At 41.8% G+C, this 20,638-nt stretch carries 12 protein-coding genes and 1 pseudogene; 12 read left to right on the top strand and 1 reads right to left on the bottom strand.

Features of this window, described 5'->3' with window-relative positions; genetic code table 11:
* The first annotated feature begins 126 nt into the window (after window positions 1-126).
* Complete coding sequence (locus AC6ESP_RS20610; protein ID WP_497098620.1) at window positions 127-453, top strand: helix-turn-helix domain-containing protein; 327 nt, start codon at window positions 127-129, stop codon at window positions 451-453.
* A 227-nt stretch (window positions 454-680) separates the two neighbouring features.
* Here the strand turns inward: AC6ESP_RS20610 and AC6ESP_RS20605 are convergent.
* A pseudogene (locus AC6ESP_RS20605) lies at window positions 681-960 on the bottom strand (transposase); the annotation flags it as partial.
* Between the two features lie 234 nt (window positions 961-1,194).
* Here AC6ESP_RS20605 and AC6ESP_RS20600 point away from each other — a divergent pair.
* The 11 genes from AC6ESP_RS20600 (at window position 1,195) to AC6ESP_RS20550 (ending at window position 20,636) form a co-directional block, all read left to right on the top strand.
* Window positions 1,195-2,889 (top strand): glycoside hydrolase family 13 protein, encoded by a 1,695-nt coding sequence (locus tag AC6ESP_RS20600; RefSeq protein ID WP_497098619.1) that lies wholly within the window; start codon window positions 1,195-1,197, stop codon window positions 2,887-2,889.
* Between the two features lie 244 nt (window positions 2,890-3,133).
* On the top strand, window positions 3,134-4,780 hold the full coding sequence (locus AC6ESP_RS20595; RefSeq protein WP_497098618.1) for a non-ribosomal peptide synthetase: 1,647 nt from the start codon (window positions 3,134-3,136) through the stop codon (window positions 4,778-4,780).
* Window positions 4,665-5,408 (top strand): MFS transporter, encoded by a 744-nt coding sequence (locus AC6ESP_RS20590; RefSeq protein ID WP_497098678.1) that lies wholly within the window; start codon window positions 4,665-4,667, stop codon window positions 5,406-5,408. The genes AC6ESP_RS20595 and AC6ESP_RS20590 overlap by 116 nt, the downstream gene beginning before the upstream one ends.
* A gap of 295 nt (window positions 5,409-5,703) precedes the next feature.
* Entirely contained in the window at window positions 5,704-6,708 is a 1,005-nt protein-coding gene (locus AC6ESP_RS20585; RefSeq protein WP_497098617.1) for a LacI family DNA-binding transcriptional regulator, read from the top strand.
* Between the two features lie 335 nt (window positions 6,709-7,043).
* On the top strand, window positions 7,044-13,565 hold the full coding sequence (locus AC6ESP_RS20580; protein ID WP_497098616.1) for a glycoside hydrolase family 66 protein: 6,522 nt from the start codon (window positions 7,044-7,046) through the stop codon (window positions 13,563-13,565).
* An 81-nt stretch (window positions 13,566-13,646) separates the two neighbouring features.
* A complete protein-coding gene (locus AC6ESP_RS20575) occupies window positions 13,647-14,816 on the top strand; it encodes a helix-turn-helix transcriptional regulator (RefSeq protein WP_497098615.1) in 1,170 nt (389 codons plus the stop codon).
* A gap of 18 nt (window positions 14,817-14,834) precedes the next feature.
* The gene (locus tag AC6ESP_RS20570) at window positions 14,835-15,236 is read left to right on the top strand and encodes a helix-turn-helix domain-containing protein (protein ID WP_497098614.1); all 402 of its coding nucleotides are present in this window, start codon (window positions 14,835-14,837) and stop codon (window positions 15,234-15,236) included.
* Between the two features lie 15 nt (window positions 15,237-15,251).
* On the top strand, window positions 15,252-16,997 hold the full coding sequence (locus AC6ESP_RS20565; RefSeq protein ID WP_497098613.1) for a sensor histidine kinase: 1,746 nt from the start codon (window positions 15,252-15,254) through the stop codon (window positions 16,995-16,997).
* Between the two features lie 15 nt (window positions 16,998-17,012).
* Entirely contained in the window at window positions 17,013-18,659 is a 1,647-nt protein-coding gene (locus tag AC6ESP_RS20560) for a response regulator (protein WP_497098612.1), read from the top strand.
* A 133-nt stretch (window positions 18,660-18,792) separates the two neighbouring features.
* The gene (locus tag AC6ESP_RS20555) at window positions 18,793-19,752 is read left to right on the top strand and encodes an ABC transporter permease (RefSeq protein WP_497098611.1); all 960 of its coding nucleotides are present in this window, start codon (window positions 18,793-18,795) and stop codon (window positions 19,750-19,752) included.
* A gap of 11 nt (window positions 19,753-19,763) precedes the next feature.
* Window positions 19,764-20,636 carry a carbohydrate ABC transporter permease gene (locus AC6ESP_RS20550; RefSeq protein WP_497098610.1) on the top strand — a complete coding sequence of 291 codons (873 nt, stop codon included), beginning with the start codon at window positions 19,764-19,766 and terminating at the stop codon, window positions 20,634-20,636.
* Window positions 20,637-20,638 lie beyond the last annotated feature (2 nt).

Raw genomic sequence — 20,638 nt, 5'->3', positions numbered from 1 at the left:
TATCAAGGCTTCTTCCAAGATTGCGATTTAATAATCTCCTTTTTCGGAAAGTGCCAATTCAAGGTAACGTGCCTTGTTCCCTTTGAATATGAATTAGCACTTTCCGATCAAATTGTGGGTGAATCAATGAGTAACGTAGGGGAGAACATAAAGAAGTTGAGGAAACAGATTGAATTAACTCAAGTTGAGTTTTCCAAACTGATCGGAGTATCTCAAGGAACATTGAGTGATATTGAACAAGGTAATTGCAACCCATCTATAGAGACATTGGTTTCAATACATGAACGATTTAATGTGAGTTTCAATTGGTTACTTAAGGGATATGATGAGGATCTTACTGGAAACAAATCAGTACTTGATCAATCAAAGCATGATCTGCATAATCTGATTAAATTGCTTCCAAATGAAGCAGTGTTGGAAATCCTGGAGTTTGCAAAGAACAAAGTCAAATAGAGATCCGAATGGGGTTGACCAATAAAACCCTAGTATAAAAGTTGGGCGGGAAAACGCAATGAAGTGACCCCCTCAAGTAGACATTTTAAAAAAAACAAAAACATCTGTATGTATAATCCCCCTTGGTGAAGGGGGATTATTCTTTGTTAGGCTGATCGTCGATATTCGTTTGGGGATAAGCCGTTTAGTTGTTCGGTGTAGCGATAAACATTGTAATAACGGATATGCTTGTAGGGAGCTACAGTCTGCTGCTTAAACTCACCATTGCGATTTCGTAGGATGTTGATTTGCAGGTCACCATATTTGGTATGCAGTGCACGAGTATACCTACCACTACGTGAATTTCCAGAATACACGGCCGAACGGTCGTATTTTTCATAGTCTAGAAACGCCGTTAATTCTGTTTCTAGCAAATGATTCAAGGCCACTTCCAGGTGAGAGCGAAAAACTTCTATCACATCCTGCTTTGTGACTAGAGCTTGGACTAAATCTGACGTAATGATTCATAAGGAAGGCCTCTTTTCTGTGAATGGTGTTGTGGTGACTTCATTCTACAAGAAAAGGTCTTCCTTTTACTATTTATCTATTTAAACAAGATAGTTTACGCTCTCAATGATATCTATAATGTGATTTTAAAAATGTCAACTCATTTTTGTATTTGTTATTCATAATAATAAAGGTGTTTAATGTTTAATCTCCTCTATAAACTTATGTAGGTGTAATAAAAGAGGAGGAAACATAATGAACGCCACGGGTGCTTTCTGGCAAGAGAATGTTGTCTATCAAATTTACCCACGAAGCTTCATGGATAGTAATGGGGATGGGATAGGTGATCTTCAAGGAATCATCAGCAAATTGGACTATTTGAAGGAACTTGGTATTGGAATTGTATGGCTGAGTCCAGTGTATAAATCTCCAAATGACGATAACGGTTATGATATTAGTGACTATCGATCAATTATGGACGAGTTTGGAAGTATGGAAGATTGGGAAGCTTTGCTGCAAGGCCTGCACGATCGCGGCATCAAATTGATTATGGACCTAGTTGTTAACCACTCTTCGGATGAGCATGCTTGGTTTCAAGAGTCACGTAAATCTAAGGATAACCCCTATCGTGATTATTATATATGGAGACCACCAGGTGAGAATGGCGAGGAACCAAATAACTGGTTGTCGTTCTTTGGTGGTTCCGCATGGCAGTATGATGAGACTACGGAAGAGTACTACCTTCATCTGTTCACCAAAAAACAACCGGATTTAAACTGGGAAAATCCTAAATTGCGTCGCGAAGTCTATGATATGATGAATTTTTGGCTGGAAAAAGGAATAGATGGGTTCCGGATGGACGTAATTAACTGTATTTCTAAGGTGGATGGACTTCCAAGTGCTCCTGGCGGAGATCGTTATGCTTGGGGGGGGGACTTTTTTCTTTGCGGTCCGCGTTTAGAGGAATATTTGAAGGAAATGAACGAGCAGACGCTGTCACGATATGATGCCATGTCTGTCGGTGAAATGCCCGGTGTGCCGACAGACCTTGCAGCAGTTTATACGGATCCGGAAAATCATGCTGTGAATATGGTGTTTCATTTCGAGACGATGGATATCGATTCGGCAGAAGGTGGCAAATGGAATTTAAAGCAATGGCGTTTGGAGGATTTAAAGAAAGTTACAAATAAGTGGCAATACGGACTAAATAATAGAGGCTGGAACAGTTTATACTTAAATAATCATGATCAGCCGCGTATGGTTTCTCGGTTTGGGGATGATACCGTATATCGCAAGGCTTCGGCAAAGATGCTGGCTACGTTCCTGCATACTTTGCAAGGGACACCGTATATTTATCAAGGTGAAGAGTTAGGCATGACAAATGTTAAATTTGAAACCATTGAAGAGTACCGGGATGTGGAACTGCATAATTACTATCGTGAGGCAGTGATCGAAAATGGCTTACCGCAAAAGCAGGTTATGGAGTCGATATATGCCAAAGGGAGAGACAACGGTCGAACACCCATGCAGTGGAGCGCTGACCAACAAGCCGGGTTTACTACCGGTGTGCCATGGATTGGTGTAAATCCGAATTTCACATATATCAATGCAGAAGAGTCCCTGCAAGATCCAGATTCAATTTTTCACTATTACAAACGATTGATTGAACTGCGCAAGCAGCATCTAATTATGATTTATGGTGACTATAAGATTATTGCGGAAGAACATGAGCAGGTTTATTCTTATCTGCGAACGTATGGTGAGGAAAGCTTGCTCGTTCTGTTAAACTTTTCGGATGATAAGGTGCAATTTAAAATTCCTCAGGATGCTTTAAGAGATAAAGATTTAGCAAAAGGCGTACTCATGATTTCTAACTATACATTAGCTGAGGAGTTATTGTCCGCAGACGTATCGTTTCAACCGTTTGAAGCGAGAGTATATCGATTTTAGGAATAACATGTGTATCATAGCAAACATATAAGTATACGAGGGATAATTCATACCGGATAATCTTAAAATTACAGGAGTAGAGTCGTCATCGATTCTACTCTTTTTTTGTGTATAAATAAGAAGAATCTTATTTTTATAGAACTTTATGTAAAATATGGCGTTGAATTGATTGACTTAGAAGCATATACTCTACTTTGCAACGGTACAGAAAGCCGACCGGGCTATTTCTTGAGGTGGTGATGTTATGATAAATGTTAGTGGAAAAGAGTCGAAAGACAGGGGGTTTAAATCAATTATCGGCAGATTTGAAGAGACAGTAGAGAGATACAGAGAAAAAGTTTGTCTCGAGAGCGCAACCAGAAATTACACATACGCTGCCGTAAATGATGAAGCAGAGCAGCTTGCTAAACAACTGAGAATAAGGGGAATTGGTCGTGAGACCATTGTTGGCCTTTTTATGGAACGCTCTCCTGAGACGGTCATTGCTATCTTAGCAATATGGAAGACGGGTGCGGCCTATTTACCCATCTCGACGAATTACCCGGACGAAAGAATATCTTTTGTTCTGAACGATACGAACCTGGAATGGGTGTTAACCACTTCAGAGTATAGGCTCCGAATTAAAGAAGTAAGCAATCCGGAGAAGATACTGTACCTCGATAGCTTGACTATTAAGGAAAGTGAAAAACTGATTAATGAACAACCAATCCTAGAGTCGGATCTAGCGTACCTGATCTATACATCGGGCTCAACAGGGAAGCCGAAAGGTGTTATGATCGAACATCGCGGGATTCCGAATTTGGTCAATGCACAAATAGAAGCATTCCATTTAACACCGGAGGATCGTGTACTGCAATTTGCATCGCTTTCGTTCGATGCCTCCGTATCAGAAATATTAACGACCTTAATCGTCGGTGCAACGCTAGTTCTTCTTCCACATAACAAGATGCTTATTGGTGAAGAGCTGTACGCAGCGATGGTTGAGCATCGCATTACGGTTGTCACGTTGACGCCTTCGGTACTGAATACTTTGCCATTGAAACCACTGCCTGGACTGAAGACACTTATCTCCGCAGGAGAAGCATGCAGTCTCAAGCTAATTCATTATTGGAGTTTTAGAACCAATTTCATTAATGCATATGGACCATCGGAAGTCACGGTTTGCGCAACGTTAAGACAGTGCTCACCGGAAGATGATGCGGTATGGATTGGAGAGCCTATGGCTGGTTGCCGAATTTACATTCTTAACGAGCGGAGGCAGCAAGTTTCTGCTGGTGAAACAGGGGAACTTTATATTTCCAGCGTTGGTTTAGGACGGGGATATTTGAATGCTCCTTTAGAAACGGAAGCGAGCTTTATTACTAATCCTTTTTCAGATGAATGTAGTAATCGTTTATATAAAACCGGAGATCTTGTGCGTGTTGATCAGAAGGGGAGATTAGAGTGGCGAGGTAGAAATGACAATCAGATTAAACTGGCAGGCATGCGGATAGAGCTAGGGGAGCTGGAAGCTGTACTGCGTGAACATCCTTATATCAAAGAGGTTGTAGCCAAAGTTCTAGAAGACGAGCAAGAGAATCGGCAAATTGCGGCTTATATTCAAACCATAGGTAACAATAAGCCTCTCATCGGTGAACTGCGCAGCTACACTGAGCGGAAGCTACCTTCTTATATGGTCCCTTCCAGAGTAATGTATATAGACATGTTTCCTGTGTTAATGAGCGGTAAGATTGATCGAAGCGCGCTGCCCTCCATATCGGATGCAAGACCGGATTATGAAGAGATCCAGTATGCTATATATGGTCGGTTTTTTCTTCGTAGGCAACGTGTTGTTCGGTTTCGCCACAGTCCTTATTCAGCCTTTAATCCTTTCGTTTGGCACGCCAGGTGAATTGGCCACCATTACCATGATGGGAGCAATTGGCGCAATGGCTGGTGGGCTGCTCATGAGCTTATGGGGGGGGACAAAGAGGCGGGCCACCGGTATGGTTGGGTTTGTTATTATGGAAGGCTTCTTCATGCTGCTGACTGGTATCAAACCAAATATTTGGTTGACAGGTATAGGGGTTATCGGAATCTGGTTTTCTGTTACCTTGGTCAACGCTCATTGGCAATCTCTTATTCAAACCAAAGTGGGACTAGAGCTTCAAGGCAGAGTGCTGGCAACGAACCAAATGATTGCCATGTCCAGTATGCCGCTTGGTTATTTATTGGCAGGGGTAATGGCTGATTCAGTGTTTGCTCCCGCCATGGCCAACGGCAGTGAGCTTGCCAGTCTGCTAGGTCCTTACATTGGCTCAGGCGAAGGGCGAGGAATTGGATTAATGCTTATTTGCGCAGGAGCTCTTGTCATGGTTTGGTCAACCGTTGGCTTTACATTTAAACCGCTGCGACTTATGGAGGACAAACTGGAGGATGCCATTCCGGATGCGGTCTTGGGAGATCGTGATGCCTTACAACGTGAGCTAGACAATAGAGCTGTCCGAAAGGTGACAAGACGGGAATCCGTTGGAAGCTAATGCTTCATCTTCCCACGTACTTCAATTGGAGTCCGTCCGATTTTATTCTAATATTCTTTTGATCATCTTCTGCTGCGTTTCGGTAACAGTCGCTTCTCTCCCGCTTCGCAGCAGAATTTTCAGGCCTATATACAGATCTGGACTTTTGGTATCACTGCTAAGACCGTAAGTGCTTGTTGTGCCATTTTTACTATAAATGTTAAAAGGAGTGTTGTATTGACACTTTGTCAAACAAAGGCTATAATTTACGAAACCGGTTACATAATACTGTATTGAAGAAACGAAGGAATCTGCAATGACGTTTACCATTAGGGATGTAGCCAAAAGAGCTAACGTATCTGTAGCGACCGTATCGCGAATTCTGAATGGACTTGAAGGCTATTCAGAGAAGACAAAGAAAAAGGTACTTCTTACAATTGATGAAATGGGTTATCAGCCTAATGGTATCGCGCGTTCCTTATCCAACAAGCGTACGCGAACGATCGGGGTGCTTTTTCCAGATGTATCGACTGAATTTTCAACTGCTGTTTTACGTGGTGTAGAAGAGTTAGCGCAAACACGCGACTACAGCGTCTTGGTCTGCAACACATCAGCGGATGGTAAACGGACGTTAAAGTATTTGCAAGTGCTGCGTGAAAAACAGGTGGATGGTATTATTTTTGTTAGCGAAGCATTAAAGGATGAGTATGCTTCAGTTATCGAAGCGATGAAAATTCCTATCGTGCTTCTAGCTTCAGAAACGAATCGACCAGGTATCCCTTTCGTTAAAATATGCGATAAGCAGGCTGCCTACGATGCCACAGAATATTTAATTAAGCAAGGACATCGTAATATTGGCATGATCAGTGGGACAAAAGAAGACATCATTGCGGGCATCCCCAGACAGGAAGGATATAAGGATGCACTTTCGCACTATGGAATTCCGTTTATAGAAAGTAATATCGTTTACGGAAATTTCCATTATGAAAGCGGAGCTAACGCCATGGAGAGCTTGCTAGCATCATCAAGTTCCATTACGGCAGTATTCGCAGCAGGCGATGAGATGGCGATAGGCGCCATGAATTATGCCATCCATAAAGGGTTCCGAATCCCAGATGACATATCAATCATTGGGTATGATAATTTAAGATTATCCGAAATGGTGATTCCGTCCTTGACAACCATTAACCAACCACTCTTTGAGATGGGCAATTTGGCGTGCGGTAAACTTATCTCAAGTATTGAGTCTGGCGAAATTGCCGAGAGCAGCATAATATCACATGGAGTTGTGGAAAGACAAAGTGTGCGTAAATGGAAATGAAAATAACAAGCAAGCACGAAATTCGTGATTGCTTTTATCTTTTCTATTCAGTAACCGGTTACGTTCTCAATGTGACATCTGATTTTTCACAATTGAGATTTTTTTTATTCCATTACGTAACCGGTTACGTGACTCTTTTTTGTTTAGAACGAGCGTCTAGTTTTGTTTGCTTAAGACGCGAATTTCTAATAGATAAATAGTCAGATTAGAAAGGCGGGTGTTATGTGAAAGTTTTCTGATATTTATGTGTTTTCATCTTGAAAGCGGTTTCGGAGAGTTTGTCTTAAATTCAGGTTATTTTGATTTTTATTATCCAAGGAGGTCATAAAGTCAACATGTCGGACAAGATAAGAAAGAAACTAAGCCAATCGATACTTGCAGCAATTCTCGTGCAGTCCATTGCATTCCCTGGTTTACCCTCGTATGCGAATACTAGTGCCCCTGAAATAATTGATATAGTTTCACAAAATTCCGTAGCACTTCCTGACGAGCCGATAAGCAAGATTACAGTCGGTAAAGCACGCTATGAGCCGGGAGAAGAAGTGGACTTCACATTTTCTATTGATGAAAGTCAAAGCTGGAGTGGCAAGTTGATTCTAGAGTTCTACTCTGCATCAAAGTTGATGGGAACCGTATCACGTGCGATATCGGTTTTGGAAAACACGAAATCGGACTTGGTTATGACCTGGCAGCCCCCTGCAACGGATTTTAGAGGCTATTTGGTTAAAGCTTATGTGGAGGGTAAACCAGAATCATTCAAAACATCTGCCTTAGACGTTTCTAGCGATTGGACGCAGTTTCCACGTTACGGGTATTCATCAGAATTTCCAAAGGAAACTTCGGCAGAAAGTGAAGAGAAGCTCAAACAACTTTCGCAAGACTACTTCATCAACGGTTATCAGTTTTACGATTGGATGTGGCGTCATGATGTTTCCGTCATTTCCCAAACCTATGTGGATGAACAGGATGGGCGGACAAAACCGGTTGTGGATGAAAACGGGAATTTTGTAACTGCTCCATTCGATGAGAATACAACGTATTCGGATTTGCTTGGAAAGTCAGTATCACCGATGTCAATTAAGCAACAAATAGAAGCAGCCCAGAAATATGGAGCTGCAGCAATGGCCTATCAGATGAATTATGCTGCACGTGAAAACTATGAGGATTATGGTGTGAAGCCAGAATGGGGGCTTTATAACAAAAACGCGGTCTTCCCGAATCCTGATCCCATTCAATACCAGAACGGCTTTTACTTTGATTGGGTTAACACAGGTCTCTACTTGCAGGATCCGGGTAATGAGGAGTGGCTTGACTATATTACCAAAGAATTCAACCGCTCAATTAATGATTTCAACTTTGATGGCATTCATCTTGACCAATGGGGCGCTAACGATAACGACTTTTTATATAGCTACGATGGGATTAAGCGTTACTACTCCAAAGACTATGATAAGTTAATTAATGCTACAAAAGATGCTCTTACGATAAACAATACGGACAAGGATTTTGTCACATTCAACATGGTCGGCGGTAATCAGGAGTATGCGGATGTGCCGAATCCAAATACCAAGACGGATTTTGATTACAGTGAGGTATGGGAGAATCGAAATAATTACCGTGATCTTATCAAAATCATTGAAGATACCAAGCAAAAGAATGGCAATAAAGCGAAAGTGATTGCCGGATATATGAACTACCGACAAGCAGTAGGAGACCAATACCCGGTTACGGCTGTTCCGGATCTGCCAGCTACTGTAGATTTCAAATCGCGTATTAACAGCATTGCTGGCTGGATTGGAGATTTTGGCATTGCGAACGAAGACAAAATTATCTGGACTGTCAATGCGGATGAAGCTGGAACTTATGATCTATCCATTCTATATGGGCATGGGAACGCTGTAGGAAATCCATCAGGTAAATTGTCTGTGAACGGATCGGTTGCTGCTGAAGATATCGACTTTGATGAGAACACGGGGTGGGGAAACCCGATTGCGGAGAAGAAGGTGCAAGTTGGTCTCAATAAAGGCGAAAATCAGGTTATGCTGCAATTGAACACGACGGGTTTATGGCTTAATGTCGATAGTCTGATCGCAAGTGGGAATGATAGTCTCACTGAATATGAAGCTGAATACGCGGAGCTAGTAAGCTGTCGTGTAGACCGATTCGGAAATGTGTTTTTCTTTGAAACACAAGGGGACTATGTCACCTTTGAAGTGGATGTGCAGGCGGAAGGTACCTATTCCACTTATTTCAATTATGGTATCGCCTCCAATGCAGTTACTAGAGATATTCTAGTTAATGGAGAAGTAATAAGTGAGAACGTGGCCTTCCCTCCAACCGGAGGATGGGAAACTTTCAAAAAGAGTAAAACGTTATCTTTACCCCTGCGAGCAGGGAAAAATACAGTTACAGTCATGCTGAATCAGCAGTCAGATACCGGCATGACGGTTGACTACTTACAAGTCGGTACACAGCGTTATGAAGCTGAGAAAGCAGTAAACGGCTGGAAAGCGACCAAACAAGCACAAATCGAACTTAAACCAGGTTCCATGTCGGCCGCATATGTGAAGAATATACAACATGCTCCTGATTCCGTGGAATTTGACTTAATCACTAGCGAAACTGGTGAACAGGAAGTTACCTTTCAATATGCGACCGAAAATGCACCTCAAGCAAATTTGATTGTTAATGGTCAATTGCAACCTGACTCAATAGCTTTCGAATCCACTGCGGGATGGGGAGACACAGCTGGTAAGGCTAAATGGGGATGGAAGACAGTTTCGATTCCTGTTAAAGCAGGGACAAATACTGTGAGATTGAGTTTAACTACGAATGGTCAATATTTGAACCTAGATGGAGTTCTAACAGACTCATCACGTATATTAGTCAATGACTCCGAACATGTCAGCTTGGCTGGCGGGGTAGAAGTTAATTCGGCAACAGATAAAGATGTAAGAACAGACAATTTCAACGGAGCAGTTGGCAAAAAGGTTTCTTTTACTGTCTCGACAGCAGAAGCGGCTGATTACACGATTGGCTTATGGTACAGAACAGGCAATGCTCAGTCGAGCGTATGGACAATTGACGGTGATACAGTTACTGTGCCACTCCCGGCTAACGACTGGTATAACGGCTGGTGGGGAAACATTGAGCATACGGTAACGCTTGCGCCTGGTGAGCATACGATCGAGATTGCCGCAGAGAATGAAAATACATGGTTGAATGTGCATGCTCTATCAATTGGCAAGAAATTGGAAGCCGAAGGAAGTCAAACTCGAGTGAATGGCGTAGAGAAAGGAATCGGATGGCTGAATGAATTTGGCCAAAGCGGTGATTTTGTTGCCTGGACCACCTCTCGCGAAACAACTGGTGAAGCCGAATTACAGTTAACTTATAGATCAGCAGAAGCAGCGGCTTACAACTTATTGGTTAATGGCTTTATTTATCCTTTGGAATTGGAACCAGCAGCAGATTGGAATGAAGTCTCAGTGAATGTCTCCATGCAAGCTGGAAGCAATTCGTTAAAGCTAATCCCTTCTGTAAATCAAAGTTCGCCGCTGCTCTTAGACAAGCTTGCCGTAGATAATAACATTGTAGAAGCAGAGGCAGGTAGCGTCACGAAAGGCGGAAATGCGGTTGTAGAATCGATTGTCGATGTTATCGGCTACGCGGATAAGCTAGGGCAGAAAGGAGATTTCCTAAAGCTTGAATTAAACAGTATCGGGAATAAAGGCGTATACGATCTAAATGTTCGCTATCGTAATCCAGGCGAACCACTTGAACAAAGCATAGTATTTGACGGTAAGAAGATTGGTAGCTTTAAATTCGAAACTGCTGATGATAGGACCACCCTTGTTATTCCCAATGTGTACGTCTCAGATGCAATCAGTCATGAGTTGATTATGAAATCGGAGCTGCAATTTGAGTCTGAAACTCAACTCGTAGTAGATGCATTCATCATCAATGAGATTACATTCGAAGCCGAAAACGGAACAACGGGATGGGAACCTGTTGTTGCCAATACAGGTTCGGTAAATGCGGAACCGGGACGTACAGACAACCATGGCTCTGTAGGTCAAAAAGTAACATTCACCGTGCATGCCGACGAAGAGGTGGATGAAATTGGATTCCGTTACCGCTCAGGGAATGATCCTAAATTTCATGTTCTCGTGGACGGAATTAAAGTGGCTGATGCGATAACGTTTGGTGCAACGCCAGGCGGTTGGGGCGGCGGTATGACAATTCGTACTGTGCCAGCAAAGCTGACGGCAGGTGAGCATACAATTGAGCTGGTTGTTGCATCCGATCAACAATATTTGAACTTGGACAGCGTTATTGTAGGTAAACGTGAATTTGAGGTGGAAGAAGCCGAGCTCTCTCCTACTATTCAAATATCTAGAGGCTTTGTCTCCGACTTCGATGATGAAAATGATTTCCTTACTTTCGAAGTTCATATGAGCGAAGCAAAGGAAGCGGCACTTTCGTGGGGATATCAGAATAATGCCGTTTCAGAACTTGCAGCCAAACGTGCGCTTTATGTAAATGATCAATTTATACAGAATATCAGCTTTGATCATGCTGCAGAATGGGCAACGCTCGAGTCACCTGCTGTGCAGCTTCAGAAAGGCGTTAACACAATTACTATTCGTCTGGAAGGACATGACGATGATGGTATTCTGCTTGATTATGTTAAAGTAGGAACCATTCGGCTGGAAGCAGAAAAGGCAAGCAGCAGACCGGATATGATTCTTTATAAAGATGTACTACTTAACTTTGGGCATGTCGGAGATGAAGTCAACTTCGATATCGACATCGAGCAAGCAGGAGAAACATCGCTGATTTTCTCATATGCAAACAGCGGCGCTGCCGCTAGCAAAGTGTTGTATATCGACGGCAAGAGAACAGCTGAAATCGGGTTCCGAGCAACGGGTAATGCGACTACATTTGACGAAGATATCTATTATATCGTGCCATACCTTTCCAAGGGTAAGCACACAGTCACATTAAAGCATGAAGCGGATAGCTTGGGATCCATTGATTTACGCGGACTTACTATTGGCTTTTTCAATGATCCGTCTGTCCTTTTAATGGACGCTGTACTTGGGGCTTTCGGGGCGACACATATCGAACTGGGGACGGCAGAACGTATTGAGGAAGGCCCGAATATGTTGGCGCATGAGTACTATCCGAACCGAAGCAAGAAGATGAAAACCTCTTTAAAGGAAACGCTCAAAGACTATTATAAATTCAATGCTGCTTATGAGAATTTACTCTTCGACAGCGTCTTGAATAGCCAGGCAACAATCAGCGTGACCGACAAAAGCGGCAGCACGATTCCGTTAAGCAAGGACGGCACAGAGGATTCACTCCTTGCGATCGCACGCCAAACAACAGGTGAGGTTGGTTTTGGGACTTATGATGTTCTTCATTTTGTGAATCTATTAAATAATGACGCAAACTGGCGGAATGCAGCAACCGAGCCGGAACAACTTTCCGATTTGAAGGTTAAATTTGATGTTGGTGCTGGTCAAAGCATTTGGCCTGAGTTGAAGGTTTATGTTGCGTCGCCTGACAAAGATGGAGGAATGTTCGAAGAGCTAAATTATACGTGGAACGGTAATAACCTCGAATTCAACATGCCATCGCTTGAATATTGGAATATGGTGTTTATTGATCGCGGTACGAAATCAAATCCAGGTATCCCGGGTGCTCCATCTAATCCTTCGACTCCACCTGTGGATAACGGAGTTGTGACGCTGAAAGCATCGGATTTGAGCACTGGCGAGAAAGAAACTGTCGTAAAACTAAATGAAAAACAGCATACCGTAAATCTTCCTTTTAACAGTAACGAACTGGTAGGTGCGGGCGGTCTCATATTAGTAAAACCAGGTTTTGAATTGAAGTTGCCGACATCATTGCTGAAACAGGTCCGCAACCAGTCAGACAAACTGGGCGGCGAAATTGTGATTCATATTGGTCAAGGAAATTCGGAGCAATATGAGGGAGCGGTGAAGCAAGCTGTTGCTGTGCAAGGAGCAGAACTTACCTCACTAGGTAACGTGCTGGATCTTAAGATAGGCTTTAAAAACGGTTCCGAGATTGCTTGGTTAAAGGATAATTTTATAGAATCTGCAAAAATCAAATTTGAGATTGAGTCAGCTAATGAGAACAATGATTTGATTGGGATTTATTATTTGAATGAAGAATCGCTTGCTTGGGAGTATGTTGGGGGAGTGTATGATTCGTCGACCTCAACCCTTACAGCAGATTTAAAGCATTTTAGTCAATACGCCCCGCTGTTATGGAAGAAGAGCTTCGAGGATGTTGCAGAATCGCACTGGGCACGGAAATTCATTGAAGCTCTTGCAGCAAAGCAAATCGTGAAGGGTAAAAACAAAACAACGTTTGCACCCGCGGACGCGACCACCAGAGCAGAATTCGTTGTTATGTTCACAAATGCGTTTGGCGTTGAAGAGAAAGTGGCATCAGGATTCAAAGATGTACCAAAAGGTGCTTGGTTTGAAGATGCGGTAAACACTGCTAGTCAGTTAGGCTGGATCAATGGTCGAAGCAAAGAAGTATTTTCACCCCATGACCGGTTAACAAGAGAAGAAATGGCCGTCATTTTATCCCGTGTCTACCAATGGAGTCTAGGTGAAACGGAGTCTGTTGAGGATAGTTCCCAATTCAATGACTCATCTTCGATTGCGAAATGGGCAAGGAATGCGATTGGGATTGTTACCAAGGAAGGACTAATGCAAGGCCGTACGAAGCAAAGCTTTGTGCCTAAAGGACAGTCAACAAGGGCAGAAGTTGCTACGGTCGTCTATAAGCTGTTGCAAACTGCGGATAAGTAATGAGTTTGCGTGACAGGAATCTATAATAGATCACCTGTCACGCTTCTTTTTCTACATTAGACGTGTGGAGGTAGAGTTAACATGGTGTTTCAGGCGCTTCAGATGAATAGTCGGCTTTTTGAGAATAAAGATAGTAATAGCGCTGCGGGTATCCCTGCTGTAACTGGGCAAAGAGAGTATGAGCACGCTCTTAGGTGTATGCTTACTAGTTCCCTGAATTCACAATCGTATTCTCTTAAAATACTCATGGAGCCATATTATTGTATGTACATTATGATTGATCGAAAAGCGGATTGGGAACGCAGCAGAGGGAGCGTTTATCTGGCTTACTTAATAGAACAAATAAAAGACATTTTCTATGCCGAATTTCAGGAAGGAATTGCTACTCTTGCGAAAGAGGATGCGATTTTTGCCATAATACCATCTAAATGGGATAGAGAAACTGTGCTGAGACGTTTTCAAAAGCAGGTTAGACGCGAACTTGAAACGAGTATATCTATTGGATACTGTATGATTGATGCTCATGAACCAGTGATTCAAGGATTCCTGAAAAGCAGAACATTAAGTGAGGATCGATTTTTTTGTGGGCATGGCAGTCTGATCGGAAACAAGCGAGGAAAAGGGGAGCAAACAGAGCGAGAGAGCAGTAAGGTTCTATCCGGTCGCTCGGAGGAAATACACTCTTCGACATCGCTAATTACATTTTTATTCAAGCAGTGGGATGAGGGGAGTAGAACTCCTGCACAGGTTAAAAGCGAAGCTGGCCAAATGATCACTAATCAATTGTTTTATTTTGGACAATCCTCCATGCTTCCCGATTTGCTCAGTAAAATTCGAGCGATAGAAACACTAGATGAGCTGAAATTACTGCTTAGTCCGTATGCTGCTCATAATAATGAGATGGTAAGCTTAGGGAGCCAGTTAATTGAGAGATCCAAAGAGTATTTAAAATTGCATTATAAAAAAGATATTACACTTCAGGAGGTAGCGGATTATATTCACGTTAGTCGAAGTTATTTTTCAATGTTGTTCAAAAAAAATACCGGTAAACGGTTTATCGATTACATGATTGATTTACGTATTGGAGAAGCTAAACGATTACTAAGTTGTCCCGATTTTAAAATTTACGAAGTCTCGGAGAATTCCGGTTTTAAAGACCATAAGTATTTTAGCCGTGTTTTTAAGAAAATAACTAACCTAACACCTTCACAATACCGCGAATGGCTGCATTCGTCTTCACATTTAAAGTGAGCAAGAGGAGGTTTAGTCTTGAGTAACTATAACCAATCAGTTAAGTTAAAGCTAGCTTCATTGCCCATTCAGATTGCAACTAAATTTATGGAAAAAGAGCTTTCGAATCCTGAATTATCGTTAGAGGCAATCGCAAGCGCTGTAGGCTATCACCCAAATTATTTTTGCCAGGAATTCAAACGAGTCATGCAAATCACACCGATGAAGTATGTAGGGCAACTTTGTCTCGAAAAAGCGCTTGACCTCTTACGCTTCTCAGAAGATTCAATCAGTCAAATATGTATCAAAACCGGAATTGAAAAACCATCGAGTTTATCTTCCAAAATCAAAAAAGAAGTTGGTATGTCACCAGTCCAATACCGCAGAACTTACAAACTCGATAAACTCCAACTGTGGATAAACAATTATACTTCAAGTTGACATCGGAGGATTTGAATGAAACAACTAAGAGCTCAATCATTAGGCTTTCGCCTCATCATCATTTTCTTCGCAATCAGCGCACCGCTTCTTTTTGGCTTGATTTATATCAATAACTATGCAAAGGATATTATTTTATCTCAAGCAGATGCAGGGTATCGAAACCTGATCAGTTCCAATCTGCGGATGATGGACAAAAGCTTGGAAGATGCCGGTACCAACATGTACTACATTACAAACAGAAATGAGCATTTCTTAAAGCTGGGTGAGCCGAATTTATCGGACACGGAGCTTTATTTTGCTGAAATCGGTGTTCGAGATATGAACCGAGCCTACCAGTCTTATTTTCGCAGCGTGGATTTGTTTTTTGTTTACTCCGGACCTAACAAAGTGCTGCTAATGACGGAAATTCAAGGTGCTTCAATCCCTTATAAAAATAGTATAACTTCGCAGTTACCAACTCTAATGCAGAATATAGAACGAGTGGAAAAGCACCTCTATACATGGAGCACGTTAGTGATTGATGGACAAACATACCTATTCCGATTATCAGGTGATGAAATGGAAAGAGGTGTGTACATGGGAGCACTGATTCATATCGATAGTTTAAAAGGACCATTCCAAAATATGGACTTAGGCGATAGTGGCGAAATCATGTTTGTTTCCAAAGCTGGAGAGATTTTAACGAATATATCTAACCGAGTTGGGATTCAGCTTCCTGCAGAAAAACTGACTTCGAGTAATTCTTTCACGTTCCAAAATGATCAAGAAAAACTACTGGTCGTCAGCGAAAGCTCTGAAAAATCGGATTTGAACTTAGTTGTAATGATCCCGGAGAATGAACTACTTAAAGGTTTACAGTATTTTCGTATCATACTGACGTTTATGCCGTTCGTGGTGCTTTTCCTGCTACTACTGTGTCTGTTTATGATCAGAAGACTGCTCTTAGTTCCAATTCTTCAGTTGCTGTCCGTTATCCGTAAAATTAAGCAAGGCGATATGACTGCTCGTTTACCGGAGTCAAAATCAGATGATTTCTCCATCATTTATCATAGCTTTAATCATATGGTTGAGGAAGTTACCCATTTGAAAATAGATGTTTATGAAGAGAAATTGCGAGCACAAAAAGCCGAGTTGAATCAACTGCAGTCCCAAATTAATCCGCACTTTTTTTTGAATACGATGAATGTAGTTTTTCAGCTTGCTGAATTAAATCGGGTGGATTTGGTTAAGAAAACAGTTCGCCATTTAACCCGCTACTTTAGATTCACTATGCATAACAACAGTGACACGATTCTTTTAGAGCAGGAAATGGCACATATTGAAAATTATCTTGAAATCCAGAAAATGCGATTTCAAGATTCGTTTGAATTTCAAGTAACTGTTGCGGAAGAACTTAAATTAACATGTATACCTTCATTAATAGTCCAGCCTTTTGTAGAGAATGCGATGATTCATGGCTTCAGTCTGCAATCGGATGGACCCTTTTCTTTATCGATCATAGCAGAGATGGAAGCGCAGAATGAAAGCATGATGAGGATTACTGTGCAAGATAACGGGAAGGGTTTTGGCAAAGAGAAGTTGTATGCTCTTCAGTCAGTTATGTATGAACCTAGAATGGAAAACGGCAATATTGGGATATGGAATGTGAAGAAACGGCTAAGTATGCGGTACGGTGAAGCGATGGCCTCCGTTCAGTTCAGCGATACAAAGCCTCATGGAGCAAAAGTCGAAATGAAATTGCCAATCAACAAAATTAACTAAAAAGGATGAGCGACATTGTATACGCTACTAATCGTAGATGACGAAAGATTCGCCTCTGAAGGGATCCGTAACTGCTTGAATTGGCCGGAATATGGCATTTCGAATATTTTTATTGCTAATCATGCCAAAGAAGCACGGCACATATTTGCAATGGAGCAGATTGATATGATGATTTGCGATATTGAAATGCCGGATGAGACCGGTCTGGAGTTATTCGGTTGGGTTAAATCGCACTATCCCGATACTGAGGCTCTTTTTTTAACTTGCCACTCGGAGTTTACATACGCGAAACAAGCGATTCAACTGGGAAGTATTGATTTTTTACTGAAACCAGCTGACACAGATGAACTGCTAAGTTCGGTTCAAGAGATGATAAGAATTATTAAGGAGAAAAGAAAGCAACGTAATCAAGAGGAGATTTTCACTAAGTATAAGACTCTTTGGGACAAGCAGCAACCGATCCTCACGGCAAAGTTTTGGAGTGATCTGTTTTCTCGCCGTGTACTGTCCTTTGGCGACTTTTTGGCTAGAGCTATTGAGGACGCCCAACTGCCTCTTAGTCCCGAACATTACGTCTATCCAATTCTCATTAGCATTGAAGAATGGCGTCGGACTTGGAATGAAAGGGACAAGGAAATTATGGAATATGCAGTTAAGAAAGCGGCTGAGGAAATTTTCCTTAATCATGATTCAGGACATGTATTGTTGGAAAGGAACGGTTTGATTGTTGTCTTGGTTTATGGAAGTGAGGCTGGATGTATCCCTATTCTTGAGCATGCGGCATGGGAAGAGAAGGCTCGGCAATATATTCACGTCATTCTAGTATATTTCTATTGCCAGGCATCCTGTTATATGGGGCATTACGTCGAACTAGGGGAAATCCTTTCTGCTTGCGACTATTTGCAGGAGTTGGAGCGCATGAATGTGAATGACAGGCAGTCCGTCATTTGGGGGCATCAACAGACTGCTGGATTGAAATTAAACTTGGCGCTATCATCTCAAATTCCGATAACTGCAGCGGAGTGGAGCCATTATCTCTTTATGGGGGATCAAGAAAATTTAAAAGAAGCACTTGATTTTACAATTAAGCGACTCGTTGCAGCAGCTCAGGTCGACGCAGCCGTCATCGAGTCGCTCTTTCACGATATTCTACAAATTGTTTATCACTTCCTTCATGTGAAAGGGATCGGGATTCATCAAATTCCAGAATTAACAGCATGGGCTTCTGCCGGCATTAGAAATTTGAAGCAGCTTCAAAGCTGGGCGAATCAGTTATTTGAAGGTGTAATCAATGTGGTGTTCGTCGAGCAGGTTGATCTGCATGTCATCGATAAAGCCATTCGTTATATACAGAGCCACGTCGAAGAAGATCTATCACGCGAAGATATAGCGGCTTATGTAGGGCTTAATTCGGCTTATTTGTCGCGATTGTTTCGCAAAGAAAAAGGGAAAAGCTTGATCGATTATATAATCGAATTCAAAATGCAGCGAGCTAAAGAACTATTGAAGCAACCAAATATGACAGTTAGTGCTGTTGCGCAGTCGATTGGGTATGTAAACTTCTCTTATTTCTCAAAGGTATTCAAGCGTTTATATGGCATGAATCCGCAAGATTATCGTAAGCAACAGCTTGGTTATAACGATGGGTATGGTGATTCTTAAGCATTAAGTATTTAATACTAGAACAAGTCATAAATGGACTACCTGCAAGTCACAAAAGAGGTGGGGGACCATAGACCCTTTATCGTAAAATTATCTCATAGGGCAACAGTTCTAGAGAGGGGTAACGAGGATTATGGCAGATATTACTGCATTGAATGGAAACCTGGATATAAAGCGGAAAAGCAAGCTCCAGCGCTTTTTGAAGTACTGGCCATTGACGGTTTTGGCACTTCCAGGATTGCTTTTCTTGCTAATTAACAACTATATTCCGATGTTTGGTATATTTTTGGCCTTTAAGGATTTGAATTATTCGAAAGGCATATTGGGCAGTGATTGGGTTGGAATTGAAAATTTCAAATTCCTATTTATGAGCAACGATGCCTATGTCATCATCCGTAATACTGTGTTGTACAATGCAGCTTTTATTCTCATCAACACAGTTATTGCTGTATTTATGGCGGTGTTACTAAATGAAGTTAAAAATAAGTACTTAGTCAAATTTTATCAAAGTTCGATGCTGCTGCCTTATTACGTATCAATGGTTATCGTAGGTTATGTGGTTTATGGTTTTCTCAACCCGGAGCTTGGATTTGTCAATAAGATCATTCTGGAGCCTTTGGACAAAATGGGAATCTCGTGGTATACCAGCCCACAATACTGGCCTTACATTCTCGTCTTGGTTAATACATGGAAATCCATTGGTTATCTAACGGTTTTCTTCTTAGCTGCAATCGTCGGTATCGACTCCGAGTATTACGAAGCGGCCAAAATTGACGGCGCAAATAAGTGGAAGCAAATGACACGTATAACGATTCCTTTAATCTCTCCTGTCATTATCATCTTAACGTTACTCGCTGTAGGTCGAATTTTCAATGCCGATTTTGGTCTTTTCTACCAAGCTACACTCGCTGCTGGTGCTTTAAAACCAACAACAGATGTCATCGATACTTATGTTTATAACGCTCTGCTTGTTACAGGTGATACAGGGCTTGCTTCGGCAGCCGGTTTACTTCAATCCGTAGTCGGGTTCGTATTAATACTAAGTGTCAATCTGGTCGTGCGTAAATTCAGCAACGAGAATGCATTGTTCTAAGGGGTGATTCGATGAAACAATCTACAAATCCGGTTATCAATCTCTTTTTCTTGCTTACAAGCTTAGCCTGTTTAATTCCATTTTGGCTCATCTTTGTAGTGTCTCTAACAGAAGAAAAAACATTAATCAAAAACGGATATTCTTTCTGGCCTGAGAAGTTTGATTTCTCCGCTTACATCTATTTGCTTAATGGAGCGGGTCCTATCATTAAAGCCTATGGAGTTTCGATTTTTGTAACGATTATTGGTGTCTTCATAAGCTTGGCGATCACCTCGATGCTTGCCTATGCGGTATCACGTTCTGATTTTCCATATCAGAAGGTCTTCATGTTTTATGTGTTCCTAACCTTGTTGTTTAGTGGCGGTCTGCTGCCTTGGTATCTGGTTTACACACGGATGCTCGGCATCCAAGATACCTTACTTGCCTTAATAGTTCCTGGATTGCTTAGCGGATTTAATGTGCTTGTCATGCGTACTTTCTTTGTGAATAGTATTCCGCCGTCACTTATTGAGGCTGCTCAAATCGACGGGGCTAGTGAATTCCGAATTTACTTTAAGATGATATTGCCTTTGTCTCTTCCAGTTCTAGCGACCATAGGTCTTCTAGTTACGATTTCATATTGGAACGACTGGTTTACCAGTTTGGTCTTCATTAACAAGCCAGATCTATACAGCTTACAATATTTCTTGAACAAAACACTATTAAACATACAATTTTTATCCAGAGTGGCAAGCAATCCTTATACTGATCAAGTTAATCAACCTCCATTGGAATCAATTAGGATGGCAATGGCGATGGTTGCAATTGGTCCGATGGTGCTAGTATTCCCATTCCTGCAGAAATATTTTGTCAAAGGCTTGACGATTGGCTCTGTTAAAGGCTAATT

This window comes from Paenibacillus xinjiangensis, assembly GCF_059686975.1.
The sequence above is the reverse complement of the archived record's forward strand: the minus strand, read 5'-3'. Positions and strand labels throughout refer to the sequence as shown.

What these genes read in the sequence shown, in the direction of transcription:
- AC6ESP_RS20590 (WP_497098678.1), top strand. Translation starts at nt 4,665, where the DNA reads ATGAAGAGATCCAGTATGCTATATATGGTCGGTTTTTTCTTCGTAGGC.
- AC6ESP_RS20580 (WP_497098616.1), top strand. Translation starts at nt 7,044, where the DNA reads ATGTCGGACAAGATAAGAAAGAAACTAAGCCAATCGATACTTGCAGCA.
- AC6ESP_RS20565 (WP_497098613.1), top strand. Translation starts at nt 15,252, where the DNA reads ATGAAACAACTAAGAGCTCAATCATTAGGCTTTCGCCTCATCATCATT.
- AC6ESP_RS20550 (WP_497098610.1), top strand. Translation starts at nt 19,764, where the DNA reads ATGAAACAATCTACAAATCCGGTTATCAATCTCTTTTTCTTGCTTACA.
- AC6ESP_RS20585 (WP_497098617.1), top strand. Translation starts at nt 5,704, where the DNA reads ATGACGTTTACCATTAGGGATGTAGCCAAAAGAGCTAACGTATCTGTA.
- AC6ESP_RS20555 (WP_497098611.1), top strand. Translation starts at nt 18,793, where the DNA reads ATGGCAGATATTACTGCATTGAATGGAAACCTGGATATAAAGCGGAAA.
- AC6ESP_RS20600 (WP_497098619.1), top strand. Translation starts at nt 1,195, where the DNA reads ATGAACGCCACGGGTGCTTTCTGGCAAGAGAATGTTGTCTATCAAATT.
- AC6ESP_RS20610 (WP_497098620.1), top strand. Translation starts at nt 127, where the DNA reads ATGAGTAACGTAGGGGAGAACATAAAGAAGTTGAGGAAACAGATTGAA.
- AC6ESP_RS20575 (WP_497098615.1), top strand. Translation starts at nt 13,647, where the DNA reads ATGGTGTTTCAGGCGCTTCAGATGAATAGTCGGCTTTTTGAGAATAAA.
- AC6ESP_RS20595 (WP_497098618.1), top strand. Translation starts at nt 3,134, where the DNA reads ATGATAAATGTTAGTGGAAAAGAGTCGAAAGACAGGGGGTTTAAATCA.